This is a genomic window from Burkholderia sp. 8Y (genome assembly GCF_902506145.1).
Classification (GTDB): Bacteria; Pseudomonadota; Gammaproteobacteria; order Burkholderiales; family Burkholderiaceae; genus Caballeronia.
On record NZ_LR733520.1, the window covers coordinates 455,068 to 467,584 of the forward strand.

Genomic DNA, 12,517 nt, shown 5'->3' on the forward strand with positions numbered 1-12,517 from the left:
GCGCGCGCAACGGACTTCCGATATTACACGGCGAAGCGCCTCCGCCGGACGGCGATTACTTCCCTTTCGAGTTGATGATCGCCTCGGAGACGTTATTCGGCGTCTCGGCGTAGTGCTTGAACTCCATCGTGTAGGTCGCGCGGCCTTGCGTCAGCGAGCGAAGCGACGTGGAATAGCCGAACATTTCGGCAAGCGGCACCTCGGCGCGCACGATCTTGCCGCCGCCGCCCGCGATGTCCTCCATGCCCTGCACGATGCCGCGGCGGCTCGAAAGATCGCCCATCACGTTGCCCATGAACTCCTCGGGCGTTTCGACTTCGACGGCCATCGTCGGTTCGAGCAGCACGGGCTTCGCGCGGCGCATCGCTTCCTTGAAGGCCATCGAGCCGGCCATGCGGAACGCGTTTTCGTTCGAATCGACATCGTGATAGGAGCCGAAAGTCAGCGTCACCTTCGTGTCGACGACTGGATAGCCCGCCAGCACGCCCGACTTGAGCGACTCCTGAATGCCCTTGTCCACCGCCGGAATGTACTCGCGCGGAATCACGCCGCCCTTGATGGCGTCGACGAACTCGTAGCCCTTGCCCGGGTCCGGTTCCAGCGTGATGACCGCGTGACCGTACTGGCCGCGCCCGCCGGACTGCTTGACGAACTTGCCTTCGACATCCGTCACCTTGTTGCGGACCGTCTCGCGATACGCCACCTGCGGCTTGCCGACGGTCGCCTCCACGCCGAACTCGCGCTTCATGCGATCCACGAGAATTTCGAGGTGCAGCTCGCCCATGCCGGAGATGATCGTCTGGCCGGATTCCTCGTCGGTCGTGACGCGGAACGACGGGTCTTCCTGCGCGAGACGATTGAGCGCGATGCCCATCTTCTCCTGGTCGGCTTTCGTCTTCGGCTCGACGGCCTGCGAGATCACCGGTTCCGGGAAGATCATCCGTTCGAGGATGATGATGTTGCCCGGATCGCAGAGCGTGTCGCCGGTCGTCGCTTCCTTCAGGCCGACCGCCGCCGCGATGTCGCCCGCGCGCACTTCCTTGATTTCCTTGCGCTCGTTCGCGTGCATCTGGAGGATGCGCCCGAGCCGCTCCTTCTTTTCCTTGACCGGGTTGTAGACCGTATCGCCCGAATTCACGACGCCCGAATACACGCGGAAAAAGATCAACTGGCCGACGAACGGGTCCGTCATGATCTTGAACGCGAGCGCGGAGAACGGCTCGTCGTCGCTCGGATGGCGCTCCGCTTCCTTGTCGTCCTCGGTGTGGCCGAGAATCGCGGGCACGTCCACCGGCGAGGGCAGATAGTCGATCACGGCGTCGAGCATCGCCTGCACGCCCTTGTTCTTGAACGCGCTGCCGCAGAGCATCGGCACGATCTCGTTCGCGATGGTGCGCTTTCTGAGCGCCGCCTTGATCTCGTCCTCGGTCAGGCTTTCGTGGTCTTCGAGATACTTTTCCAGCAGTTCTTCGCTTGATTCCGCCGCAGCCTCGACCATCTTTTCGCGCCACTCGTGCGCGACATCCTTGAGATTGTCGGGGATCTCTTCGTAGGTGAACTTGATGCCCTGGCTGTCGTCGTCCCAGACGATCGCCTTCATCTTCACGAGATCGACCACGCCCTGAAAGTGATCTTCCGCGCCGATCGGAACCTGGATCGGCACCGCGACGCCTTTGAGACGCTCGCCGATCTGCCGCTGCACGCGGAAGAAATCGGCGCCGACGCGATCCATCTTGTTGACGAACGCGATGCGCGGCACCTTGTACTTGTTCGCCTGCCGCCACACGGTTTCGGACTGCGGCTGCACGCCGCCGACCGAGTCGTAGACCATGCACGCGCCGTCGAGCACGCGCATGGAACGCTCGACTTCGATGGTGAAATCGACGTGTCCCGGCGTATCGATGATGTTGATGCGATGTTCCGGATAATTCCCGGCCATCCCTTTCCAGAAGGCGGTCGTCGCGGCGGACGTGATCGTGATGCCGCGCTCCTGCTCCTGCTCCATCCAGTCCATCGTCGCCGCGCCGTCGTGCACCTCGCCGATCTTGTGTGTCACGCCGGTGTAGAAAAGGATGCGCTCGGTAGTGGTCGTTTTGCCGGCATCGATGTGGGCGCTAATACCGATATTGCGATAGCGCTCGATGGGAGTCTTGCGGGGCACGTGAACCTCCTGTGGGAAATGTCTGCCCGAGTTGAGGCTCCAGCCTTACTCGGATGCCATGCGATCTTTTTAGGATAGCGCGTAGACCAGCTCTTTGCAGGAATCTTGCCAGCCCTGACGAACGTTGCGGCAAACGGCGTCCGCCATCCCCTTGCGCCTCGCGCAGCCGAAAAAAAACGGCGCGTCACGCGACACGCCGTTTTCCGCAATCCTCGAAATCCACGGGATCCGCGCTTACTGCGCGCCCGGCAATCCCTTTATCTTCATGCCCGGCTTGATGCCTTTTGCCGTGAACCAACCCTTGCTCATCTCCAACGCATACGTGCCGTTGTTGCGCGGGCAATGATTATTGGTAGTTTCGGCGTCCATTTCGTCGATATCGGTGACCGTGCCGTCGGCGCGGATAAACGCGATCGACAGCGGAATCAGCGTGTTCTTCATCCAGAAGCAATGCACGGCGTTCTCGTTGAACACGAAAAGCATGCCTTCGTTCGGCGCGAGCTGCGTGCGATACATGAGGCCCTGCTCGCGGTCGGCGTCGTTGGCGGCGACGGCGGCGTCGATCACGAACATGCCGGCGGTGAGCTTCGCGCGCGGAAACTCCGACGGCTGCTTTGCGCCGGGCGGCATGGTCTGCGCCTGCGCGAGCGAAAGCGCGGCGAACGGCAGCAATATCGCGATGACGAGCGCGCGCAGTCGTCGAATGACAGTCGCGCGGCGAATGGATTCAGCGAAAAGGAATGGCACGCGCAGCGCGCGCAGAGAAAGCAACAGCGAATTCACACGATGCTCCTTGGAAAACAGTCGTTCGCGCTGGAAAGAAACAGCAGCCCCGCGCATGTTACTTGATGCCCGGCGCGAATGCGAAAGGCGTCGCGCGACGCGCGCGGCGAAGAGCGAAATTAGCGAACGCCGGATGCAAAATAAAAGGGCAGATTGCCATTCGGCGATCTGCCCTTTAACGCCGTCAAGACGGCGGTATTGCTGGTTTTTAGCTTCGCTATACCGCGTCTTACAACGAACTTACTGAGCCGCCGAAGCAGCTTCCGGTGCCGAAGCAGCAGCCTTGTGCGACTTCTTGTGCGACTTCTTGTGCGACGACTTCTTGGCAGCCTTGTGAGCCGGTGCCGAAGCAGCAGCCGGAGCAGCTGCTTCCGGAGCCGAAGCTTGTGCGAAAGCAGCCGTTGCGAACAGGCCAGCGACGAGAGCAGCGATCAGTTTGTTCATTTGTGAATCCTCAGCTTGAGTTAATTAACCAAACGACCCGGTCAATGAGTCATGTCGGTAAACGAGCCATCCACCTTTCGGTTGACAGTCGTATCGGCAAAAAACTCGATACGGCTGTGAACGTTGGTTCCTTTCAAAAAGCCTGGAGCACACAGGTTAATCGAAAGGCTGTTTCGTCCATGCCGGATAGCTTTGTGCGGCATCTGTGGCCCTTAACGCCTCGTCTAAAGAGTCGGTTGACGTGATTTCGCAGCGATTCACGCGACGGATGAAAAAAATCTTCGCGGATGCAGTGCGCGGCAATTCAGCGCGATTCACGAAAGGGCCACACAAGATAGTTGAATGCGATTCAACGCTGGCTTTGCCACGGCGAACGCGCTGGCACGTCGACGCTCTCGCCCGGCGCGAGTCCGAGCGAAAACACGTCGAGCGCGCCGATTGCAACCCGCACGAGCCGCAGCGTCGGAAAACCGACTCCCGCCGTCATCCGCCGGACCTGCCGGTTCTTGCCTTCGGTAATGGCAAGCTCGATCCACGTCGTCGGAATCGCCGCGCGATAGCGGATCGGCGGATTGCGCGGCCACAGCGTGTCGATGTCGTGCTCCGCCACAAAGGCCGCGCGGCACGGCCGCGTCACGTAGTCACCGAGATCGACGCCCTTCGCCAGGCGCGCGAGGGTGTCGTCGCCGGGTGCGCCTTCGACCTGCGCCCAGTATCGCTTGACGAGCTTGTGGCGCGGCTCCGCGATGCGCGCCTGCAATGCGCCGTCGTCGGTGAGAAGCAGGAGGCCCTCGCTGTCCGCATCCAGCCGGCCCGCCGGATAGACGCCCGGCACTTTCACGAAGTCGCCGAGCGACGCGCGCGTTTCGTGCGCGGAAAACTGGCAGATCGTGCCGAACGGTTTATTGAGAGCGATGAGCGGCATCGGCAGCGGGGCAGGACAGAGGCGTGCGGGGCACGCGCGCGGCAGGGCGCCGGGGCGTGGATGCGGCATCTTAATGCATAATGGTTTGCGATCCGTTTCTCTCATTGCCACGCCAGGCGAGGGGGCTTGCTGCCCGCGCGCCGTGGATAGAATGAAAGCACTGGCGGCGAGCGCCGAGCGCCCGCGCCAATCCATCTTCAAGTCCGGCCTTCTTTGGAGTCGACCATGTCGTATCAGCACATCCAGGTTCCGGCGGGCGGTGAGAAAATCACCGTTAACGCGGATTTCTCGCTCAACGTTCCGGATCAGCCGATCATCCCGTACATAGAGGGCGACGGGACGGGCCTGGACATCACGCCGGTCATGCTCAAGGTGGTCGATGCGGCGGTCGAGAAGGCGTACGGCGGCAAGCGCAAGATTCACTGGATGGAAATCTTCGCCGGCGAAAAGGCCACGCGTGTCTATGGTCCGGACGTGTGGTTGCCGGACGAAACGCTCGACGTCGTGAAGGAATACGTCGTGTCGATCAAGGGACCGCTGACGACGCCCGTCGGCGGCGGCATTCGGTCGCTCAATGTTGCGCTTCGTCAGCAACTTGACCTATATGTCTGCCTGCGTCCGGTGCGGTACTTCAAGGGCGTGCCTTCACCGCTGCGCGAGCCCGACAAGGTGGACATGGTGATCTTCCGCGAGAACTCGGAAGACATCTACGCGGGCATCGAATGGCCGGCCGAATCGGCGGAAGCGAAGAAGGTGATCGCGTTCCTGCGCGACGAAATGGGCGTGAAGAAGATCCGCTTTCCGGAATCGTCGGGACTCGGCATCAAGCCGGTATCGCGCGAGGGCACGGAGCGGCTCGTGCGCAAGGCGATTCAATATGCGATCGACAACAATCGGCGCTCGGTCACGCTCGTGCACAAAGGCAACATCATGAAGTTCACCGAAGGCGCGTTCCGCGACTACGGTTACGCGCTCGCGCAGAAGGAATTCAACGCGGAGCTGATCGACGACGGTCCGTGGATGAAGGTCAAGAACCCGAAGACGGGCGCGGATGTCGTTGTGAAAGACGTGATCGCCGATGCCTTCCTTCAACAGATCCTGCTGCGTCCGGCGGAATACGACGTGATCGCCACGCTGAATCTGAACGGCGACTACATCTCGGATGCGCTCGCGGCGCAAGTGGGCGGCATCGGCATTGCGCCGGGCGCGAACATGTCGGACTCCGTTGCGATGTTCGAGGCCACGCACGGCACCGCGCCCAAGTACGCCGGTAAGGATTACGTGAATCCTGGCTCGGAAATTCTGTCCGCCGAAATGATGCTGCGCCATCTCGGCTGGACGGAAGCGGCGGACCGCATTATCGCGTCGATGGAGCAGTCGATTCTTTCGAAGCGCGTCACGTACGACTTCGCGCGGCTGATGGAAGGCGCGACGCAGGTGTCGTGCTCGGGATTCGGCGAAGTGATGATCGGGAACATGTGACGCGGTCTTGCTGAATGAACCGGCTGTCGGTCGGCGGCCGGTTGCGCAACAATCGCCGCTCGAATACGCACAAAAAAACCCGGCACGAGGCCTAATGCCGTTCAGTTAAGCGACTGAACGGCATTTTTCTTTTCGGCGCAAAGTAGTTGTAAACGGGGCGCGGCGGTGTTAACTTGCATCGCCATGCTGGTTGATGATCTGCGCCTTCTGGTCGAATCACAGCCGCCGCTCGAATGGGGACGGCTGGGCCAGCATCTGCCGTACGAATGGATCGAGGCTGCCGTGCAGGCTGGTGGCAGCGCCAGCGTTCGTCGGCGTCGACTTCCCGCGCAGCAGGGCTTCATCCGCGCATTCCACACCATTCAGTACGAAATGACATGGGCAGCCGTGACGCGCTCGTACGGCAAACTCCCCGCGCTGCTCAAGCGCCTGCGTGAGCGGCTCAAACAGCTTCCCAATAAAAACGGCCCGGGCGCAGTTGCGCTCGAGCCGTCAAATCGCGACCGTTTCGCTACACCGTTCGAGTCCTCAAAAGAGACCTTAACTGAACGGCATTAGGCACGAGGCCGGGTTTCAAGGGCTCAATGCACCCGAACGGTCAGGCTGCGTCCTGAATGTTCGATGCCTGCTTGCCCTTCGGTCCCTGGACGATCTCGAAGCTGACCTTCTGGCCTTCTTTGAGCGTCTTGAAACCGTTCATTTGAATCGCCGAGAAATGTGCAAAGAGATCCTCGCCGCCTTCATCGGGCGTGATGAATCCGTAGCCTTTCGCGTCGTTAAACCACTTGACCGTACCAGTAGACATTCGTACTTCCCCTCTAACTCTCGTCGCAACCAGAGCACGCTCGAAAAGCTCGACGGCCCACCCCACAGCGAACCGCCCCCTCCTCACAAGCTCCCCTCGGCCTTTTTTGCCCGATGCCCCCGGAAAAAAGTGCCAGTTTGATTGTTAAAGCTCTTAAATCGAGTGTCAAGGAATTTTTGGGATGGCCGATAAGCTCGTTGCAAAGTCCACATTCGTAGGGTAATTCCTGCTTTGCGTGTGCGCCGCCGTCCAAGCAAGGCATCTTGAAAAGTCGCATAATCGTCTCACTTGTGTGGTACGCCGGGCAGCCCGCCACCGTCGCGCAGTTTGTTTTTTTTGAAGCTGTGCGATACTGGATTCGACGAGGTGCAAGCGGGCCGCGCCGAAGGTTGGGCGCTGGCAGGATTCGATGGACGGTCGCTGTGTAGCGCGCGTTTTCCAGCCAAACCATAGGGCCGCGCGGCCCATGCTGGAGCGGCAATTGCGAAGGCGTCCGTGTTGTTTAGAATGGGTGTATGGCGATAAATCCCAACAAGCAGGATGGCACGGTACTCGAGCGGCAGGAGCAGAAGCTCAAGAAGCCGGCGATGTACAAGGTGGTGCTGCTGAATGACGACTTCACGCCGATGGAATTCGTCGTGATGATCGTGCAGGAATACTTCAATAAGGATCGTGAGACTGCGACGCAGATCATGCTGAAGGTTCATCGCGAGGGCAGGGGAGTTTGTGGGGTCTATACGCGGGATATTGCGTCGACCAAAGTTGAGCAAGTCGTTAGCCATGCACGGCAAGCGGGGCATCCGCTGCAGTGCGTGATGGAGGAAGCATGATTGCCCAGGAACTGGAAGTCAGTCTGCACATGGCGTTTATGGAAGCACGTCAGGCGCGGCACGAGTTCATAACGGTCGAGCATCTTTTACTGGCCTTGTTGGACAATCCGACCGCGGCTGAAGTGCTGCGCGCCTGCGCAGCAAATATCGAGGATTTGCGTCAGAACCTGCGCAATTTCATTCATGACAACACGCCGACCGTGCCCGGCACGGACGACGTCGATACCCAGCCGACGCTTGGTTTCCAGCGCGTGATTCAGCGCGCGATCATGCATGTGCAATCGACTTCGAACGGCAAGAAGGAAGTGACGGGCGCGAACGTGCTCGTCGCGATCTTCGGCGAGAAGGACTCGCACGCGGTCTACTACCTGCAGCAGCAGGGCGTGACGCGGCTCGACGTCGTGAATTTCATTTCGCACGGCATCGCAAAGACGAACAGCGGCGACGCCGCGAAGGCGAACAGCGAAGCGAATCCGGAATCGGAAGACGCCGCCGCTCAGAAGGAAACGCCGCTCGCGCAGTTCACGCAGAACCTGAATCAGCAGGCGAAGGACGGCAAGATCGACCCGCTGATCGGCCGCGAGCTGGAAGTCGAGCGCGTCGTGCAGGTGCTCTGCCGCCGCCGCAAGAACAATCCGCTGCTCGTGGGTGAAGCGGGCGTCGGCAAGACGGCGATCGCCGAAGGTCTCGCCTGGCGCATCACGCGCGGCGAAGTGCCGGACATCCTCGCGGATGCGCAGGTCTACTCGCTCGACATGGGCGCGTTGCTCGCGGGCACGAAGTATCGCGGCGATTTCGAGCAGCGTCTGAAGACGGTGCTGAAGGAACTGAAGGAGCGTCCGCACGCCATTCTGTTCATCGACGAGATTCACACGCTGATCGGCGCGGGCGCGGCATCGGGCGGCACGCTCGACGCCTCGAATCTGCTGAAGCCGGCGTTGTCGTCGGGACAGCTGAAGTGCATCGGCGCGACCACGTTCACGGAATACCGCGGCATCTTCGAAAAGGACGCGGCGCTCTCGCGGCGCTTCCAGAAGGTGGATGTCACCGAGCCTTCCGTCGAACAGACGGTTGCGATTCTGCGCGGTCTCAAGTCGCGCTTCGAGGAGCATCACGGCGTGAAGTACTCGTCGGGTGCGCTGTCGGCGGCGGCTGAGTTGTCGGCGCGCTTCATCACGGACCGTCATCTGCCCGACAAGGCGATCGACGTGATCGACGAAGCGGGCGCGGCGCAACGCATTCTGCCGAAGTCGAAGCAGAAGAAGACCATCGGCAAGAGCGAGATCGAAGAGATCATCTCCAAGATCGCGCGTGTGCCGGCGCAAAGCGTGTCGCAGGACGACCGCAGCAAGCTGCAGACGCTCGACCGCGATCTGAAGGCCGTCGTGTTCGGTCAGGATCCTGCCATCGACGCGCTGTCGGCGTCGATCAAGATGGCGCGGGCCGGTCTCGGCAAGATGGACAAGCCGATCGGCGCGTTCCTGTTCTCGGGGCCCACGGGCGTCGGCAAGACGGAAGTCGCCAAGCAGCTCGCGTTCACGCTCGGCATAGAACTGCTGCGCTTCGACATGTCGGAATACATGGAGCGTCACGCGGTGAGCCGTCTGATCGGCGCGCCGCCGGGCTATGTCGGTTTCGATCAGGGCGGTTTGCTGACCGAAGCCGTCACGAAGAAGCCGCATTGCGTGCTGCTTCTGGATGAAATCGAGAAGGCGCACCCGGACATCTATAACGTGCTGTTGCAGGTGATGGACCACGGCACGCTGACGGACAACAACGGGCGCAAGGCGGATTTCCGCAACGTCATCATCATCATGACGACGAACGCGGGCGCCGAGGCGATGGGCAAGGCGGTGATCGGCTTCACGTCGCGCCGGGAGTCGGGCGACGAAATGGCCGACATCAAGCGCATGTTCACGCCGGAGTTCCGCAACCGTCTCGACGCGATCATCAGCTTCCGCTCGCTGGACGAGGAAATCATCCTGCGCGTGGTCGACAAGTTCCTCATGCAACTGGAAGATCAGCTGCACGAGAAGAAGGTCGATGCGGTCTTCACGGACGCGCTGCGCAAGCACTTGGCGAAGCACGGTTTCGATCCGCTGATGGGCGCGCGTCCGATGCAGCGTCTGATTCAGGACACGATTCGCCGCGCACTTGCTGACGAGCTGCTCTTCGGCAAGCTGCTCAACGGCGGCCGCGTGACCGTGGACGTCGATGCGGAGGACAAGGTGCAGCTGACGTTCGACGAGAACTCGGCGCCGCCGCGTAATCCGAATCCGGAAGCGATCGAAGTGGATTGACCGGCAGTCAGCATCAACGAAAAACGGCGCGTTCTTGAGGGAACGCGCCGTTTTTTTTTGACCCGCAGAAAGCTCAGTGCTTGCCCGTGCTGCCGAATCCGCCCGCGCCGCGATCGCTGGCCTCGAAGTCATCGACGACATTGAACTCCGCCTGCACCACCGGCACGATCACCAGTTGCGCGAGCCGTTCCATCGGATTCAGCGTGAACGCGGTGTCGCGGCGATTCCACGTCGAAACCATCAGTTGCCCTTGATAATCCGAATCAATCAGGCCGACCAGATTGCCCAGCACGATGCCGTGCTTATGGCCGAGGCCCGAGCGCGGCAGGATCAGCGCGGCATAGCCAGGATCGGCGAGGTGGATCGCGAGGCCGGTCGGCACGAGCACCGTCTTTTGCGGCTCGATGATGAGCGGCGCATCGAGACACGCGCGCAGGTCGAGACCCGCGCTGCCGGGCGTGGCGTAGGCGGGGAGGAAATCGCGCATGCGCGCGTCGAGAATCTTGACGTCGAGTTTCATGGTCAGGCTGAGCGGCCGAGCGCGAACGCGTCGGCGAGAAGTTGATAGGACCGCGTGCGTGCGGCGTAGCTGCCGGCGACCGTCAGGACGATCAGTTCGTCGGCGTCGAATTGCGCTTGCAGCGCGTGAAGTTTTTCGGTGACGCGCTCGGGCGTGCCAATGATGCTGCGCGCTTTCTCATGCGCGATCACCGCCCGCTCGCGCTCGCCGTATCGCTGCGCGACGCCTTGCCCGATCGACGGAATCGGCTGGTTCAGGCCGTACGCCATCTGCACGCGCCGCAGATCGACGGCTTTTTCCAGCGCCTCGGCTTCGCCTTCCGTATCGGCGCAGATCGCGAACACCGCCGCCGCGAGATACGGCTTCTTCTCATGGCCCGCGATGAACCGCTCGCGATACGCCTCGGCCACGTGATGCCCCATGTGCGCGTTGATGAAGTGCGCGAACGCGAAGCGAATGCCGAGTTGCGCGGCGAGCAGGCCGCCGAAATCGCTCGATCCAAGCATCCACAGTTCCGGGCGCGTAGCGATCTGCGGTTGCAGCAGCACGCCCTTGGCGAGCGAATCGTCGGGAAGCTTGCCGTCGAAGAGCGCGATGAGTTCCGCGACTTGCTGCGGAAAGATATCGCCGCGATTGTAGGAACCGGCGGCCACCGCCTGCGCGGTTCGCATGTCGCCGCCGGGCGCGCGCCCGACGCCCAGATCCACGCGGTTCGGGAACAGCGCCTCCAGCATCAGGAACTGTTCGGCAACCTTGAACGGGCTGTAGTACGGCAGCATCACGCCGCCCGAGCCGATGCGAATGCGCTTCGTCAGGCTGCCGATGCGCGCGAGCATCACTTCCGGGCACGGGTTCGACACGCCGTACAGGCCGTGATGCTCCGCGCACCAGTAGCGCGTGTAGCCGAGGTCGTCGGCGAGTTGCGCGAGATCCAGCGTCGCCGCGATGGCGTCCGCGGTCGTGTGGCCGTGGATGACCGGCGTCTGGTCGAGAACCGATAGCTTCGTCATCGTCGTGGCCTAAGAAAGAAGCGAGCCGCCGCTCGGCGCGCGCTTGGCGATTTCCGCGATGAGCGTGCGCGCGAGCGACTGCTTGTCGGCGCGCGGCAAGAGCGTCGTGCCGGATGCCTCGAAGAGCACGACTTCGTTGTCGTCGCGGCCGAAGGTGAGTGGTCCGAGATTGCCGATCAGAAGCGGCACGTTCTTGCGCTTGCGCTTTTCCTCGCCATGAACTTCGAGGTCGCCGCTTTCGGCCGCGAAACCGACGCAATACGGCGGATTCGGCAACCTGGCGACCGCCGCGAGAATGTCCGGATTCTCGACGAAGTTGAACGTCGGCAACGCATCGCCGGACTTCTTGATCTTGTGCTCGCTCGCGTGATCGACGCGCCAATCCGCGACCGCCGCCACCGCGATGAAAATGTCCGCGTCGGGCGTGGCCTGCATGATGGCATCGTGCATCTGCTGCGCGGTCTGCACGTCTTCGCGATACACGCCCCACGGCGTCGGCAGCGAAACCGGCCCGGCGACGAGATGCACGTCCGCGCCCGCCTGCGCCGCCGCCCGCGCGAGCGCGAAGCCCATCTTGCCCGACGAGCGATTCGTGAGGCCGCGCACCGGATCGAGCGGCTCGAACGTCGGCCCGGCGGTAATCAGCACGCGCTGGCCGTGCAGAATCTTCGGCTGGAAGAACGCGCAGATCGCTTCGAATGCGGCTTCCGGCTCGATCATGCGGCCGTCGCCGACTTCGCCGCACGCCTGCGAACCCGAATCCGGGCCGAGCACGTCGACGCCGTCCGCGCGAATTTGCGCGACGTTTCGCTGCGTTGCCGGGTTCTGCCACATCTGGCGATTCATCGCGGGCACGACGAGCAGCGGACAATCGCGCGCGACGCACAGCGTGGAGAGCAAATCGTCGCACATGCCATGCGCGAGCTTCGCGATGAAATCGGTCGAGGCGGGCGCGATGACGATGGCATGCGCCTCGCGCGACAGGTCGATATGCGGCATGTTGTTCGGCATGCGCGCATCCCACTGCGAGACGTACACGGGACGCCCGGAGAGCGCCTGCATGGTGACGGGCGTGATGAATTGCGTGGCCGCTTCCGTCATCACGATCTGCACGGTCGCGCCCGCCTTGACGAGCAGCCGCGTGAGCTCCGCGATCTTGTAACACGCGATGCCGCCGGTCAGTCCCAGGACGAGATGTTTGCCTGCGAGTTCCAACTTGCCTCCGTCGCAAAAAAGCGCGGCTCCGGGAAAGGAGCC

At 62.0% G+C, this 12,517-nt stretch carries 11 protein-coding genes and 2 pseudogenes; 5 read left to right on the forward strand and 8 right to left on the reverse strand.

Translation table 11 applies throughout. The features are described from left to right. Positions 1-55 precede the first annotated feature (55 nt). The 4 genes from fusA to GV035_RS12695 form a co-directional block, all read right to left on the reverse strand. Positions 56-2,161 carry an elongation factor G gene (fusA, locus tag GV035_RS12680; RefSeq protein ID WP_159835439.1) on the reverse strand — a complete coding sequence of 702 codons (2,106 nt, stop codon included), beginning with the start codon at positions 2,159-2,161 and terminating at the stop codon, positions 56-58. Between the two features lie 234 nt (positions 2,162-2,395). Further along, the gene (locus GV035_RS12685) at positions 2,396-2,857 is read right to left on the reverse strand and encodes a DUF192 domain-containing protein (protein ID WP_159837868.1); all 462 of its coding nucleotides are present in this window, start codon (positions 2,855-2,857) and stop codon (positions 2,396-2,398) included. Between the two features lie 327 nt (positions 2,858-3,184). Continuing rightward, positions 3,185-3,388: a hypothetical protein gene (locus tag GV035_RS12690; RefSeq protein ID WP_159835440.1), complete on the reverse strand. Its 204-nt coding sequence runs from the start codon at positions 3,386-3,388 to the stop codon at positions 3,185-3,187. Positions 3,389-3,737: 349 nt separating this feature from the next. Next, entirely contained in the window at positions 3,738-4,313 is a 576-nt protein-coding gene (locus GV035_RS12695) for a pseudouridine synthase (protein ID WP_201303968.1), read from the reverse strand. A 225-nt stretch (positions 4,314-4,538) separates the two neighbouring features. On the opposite strand from GV035_RS12695, the gene icd reads away from it, so the two are divergent. The 3 genes and pseudogenes from icd to GV035_RS12710 form a co-directional block, all read left to right on the forward strand. Beyond that, the gene (gene icd / locus GV035_RS12700) at positions 4,539-5,795 is read left to right on the forward strand and encodes an NADP-dependent isocitrate dehydrogenase (RefSeq protein ID WP_159835442.1); all 1,257 of its coding nucleotides are present in this window, start codon (positions 4,539-4,541) and stop codon (positions 5,793-5,795) included. A gap of 183 nt (positions 5,796-5,978) precedes the next feature. Then, positions 5,979-6,083: pseudogene (locus GV035_RS12705) on the forward strand (hypothetical protein); the annotation flags it as partial. A 51-nt stretch (positions 6,084-6,134) separates the two neighbouring features. After that, positions 6,135-6,343 (forward strand): annotated as a pseudogene (locus GV035_RS12710) (IS4 family transposase); the annotation flags it as partial. 50 nt (positions 6,344-6,393) lie between these two features. Here GV035_RS12710 and cspD read toward each other — a convergent pair. Next, complete coding sequence (gene cspD / locus GV035_RS12715; RefSeq protein ID WP_008351201.1) at positions 6,394-6,600, reverse strand: cold shock domain-containing protein CspD; 207 nt, start codon at positions 6,598-6,600, stop codon at positions 6,394-6,396. Positions 6,601-7,115: 515 nt separating this feature from the next. Between cspD and clpS the strand changes: the two genes are divergently transcribed. Together clpS and clpA are read left to right on the forward strand one after the other, a co-directional pair. After that, positions 7,116-7,430 carry an ATP-dependent Clp protease adapter ClpS gene (gene clpS / locus GV035_RS12720; protein ID WP_008351199.1) on the forward strand — a complete coding sequence of 105 codons (315 nt, stop codon included), beginning with the start codon at positions 7,116-7,118 and terminating at the stop codon, positions 7,428-7,430. Further along, complete coding sequence (gene clpA / locus GV035_RS12725; protein ID WP_159835443.1) at positions 7,427-9,730, forward strand: ATP-dependent Clp protease ATP-binding subunit ClpA; 2,304 nt, start codon at positions 7,427-7,429, stop codon at positions 9,728-9,730. The genes clpS and clpA overlap by 4 nt, the downstream gene beginning before the upstream one ends. 73 nt (positions 9,731-9,803) lie before the next feature. Here clpA and dut read toward each other — a convergent pair whose 3' ends face one another. Genes dut through coaBC form a run of 3 tightly spaced genes read right to left on the reverse strand, consistent with a single transcriptional unit; the run spans position 9,804 to position 12,475 of the window. After that, positions 9,804-10,250: a dUTP diphosphatase gene (gene dut, locus GV035_RS12730; RefSeq protein ID WP_159835444.1), complete on the reverse strand. Its 447-nt coding sequence runs from the start codon at positions 10,248-10,250 to the stop codon at positions 9,804-9,806. A 2-nt stretch (positions 10,251-10,252) separates the two neighbouring features. Further along, complete coding sequence (locus GV035_RS12735) at positions 10,253-11,260, reverse strand: LLM class flavin-dependent oxidoreductase (RefSeq protein WP_159835445.1); 1,008 nt, start codon at positions 11,258-11,260, stop codon at positions 10,253-10,255. Between the two features lie 9 nt (positions 11,261-11,269). Beyond that, positions 11,270-12,475: a bifunctional phosphopantothenoylcysteine decarboxylase/phosphopantothenate--cysteine ligase CoaBC gene (coaBC, locus tag GV035_RS12740; RefSeq protein ID WP_159835446.1), complete on the reverse strand. Its 1,206-nt coding sequence runs from the start codon at positions 12,473-12,475 to the stop codon at positions 11,270-11,272. Positions 12,476-12,517: the final 42 nt, after the last annotated feature.

What these genes read in the sequence shown, in the direction of transcription:
- GV035_RS12690 (WP_159835440.1), bottom strand. Translation starts at nt 3,388, where the DNA reads ATGAACAAACTGATCGCTGCTCTCGTCGCTGGCCTGTTCGCAACGGCT.
- clpS (WP_008351199.1), top strand. Translation starts at nt 7,116, where the DNA reads ATGGCGATAAATCCCAACAAGCAGGATGGCACGGTACTCGAGCGGCAG.
- icd (WP_159835442.1), top strand. Translation starts at nt 4,539, where the DNA reads ATGTCGTATCAGCACATCCAGGTTCCGGCGGGCGGTGAGAAAATCACC.
- dut (WP_159835444.1), bottom strand. Translation starts at nt 10,250, where the DNA reads ATGAAACTCGACGTCAAGATTCTCGACGCGCGCATGCGCGATTTCCTC.
- GV035_RS12735 (WP_159835445.1), bottom strand. Translation starts at nt 11,260, where the DNA reads ATGACGAAGCTATCGGTTCTCGACCAGACGCCGGTCATCCACGGCCAC.
- GV035_RS12695 (WP_201303968.1), bottom strand. Translation starts at nt 4,313, where the DNA reads ATGCCGCTCATCGCTCTCAATAAACCGTTCGGCACGATCTGCCAGTTT.
- clpA (WP_159835443.1), top strand. Translation starts at nt 7,427, where the DNA reads ATGATTGCCCAGGAACTGGAAGTCAGTCTGCACATGGCGTTTATGGAA.
- cspD (WP_008351201.1), bottom strand. Translation starts at nt 6,600, where the DNA reads ATGTCTACTGGTACGGTCAAGTGGTTTAACGACGCGAAAGGCTACGGA.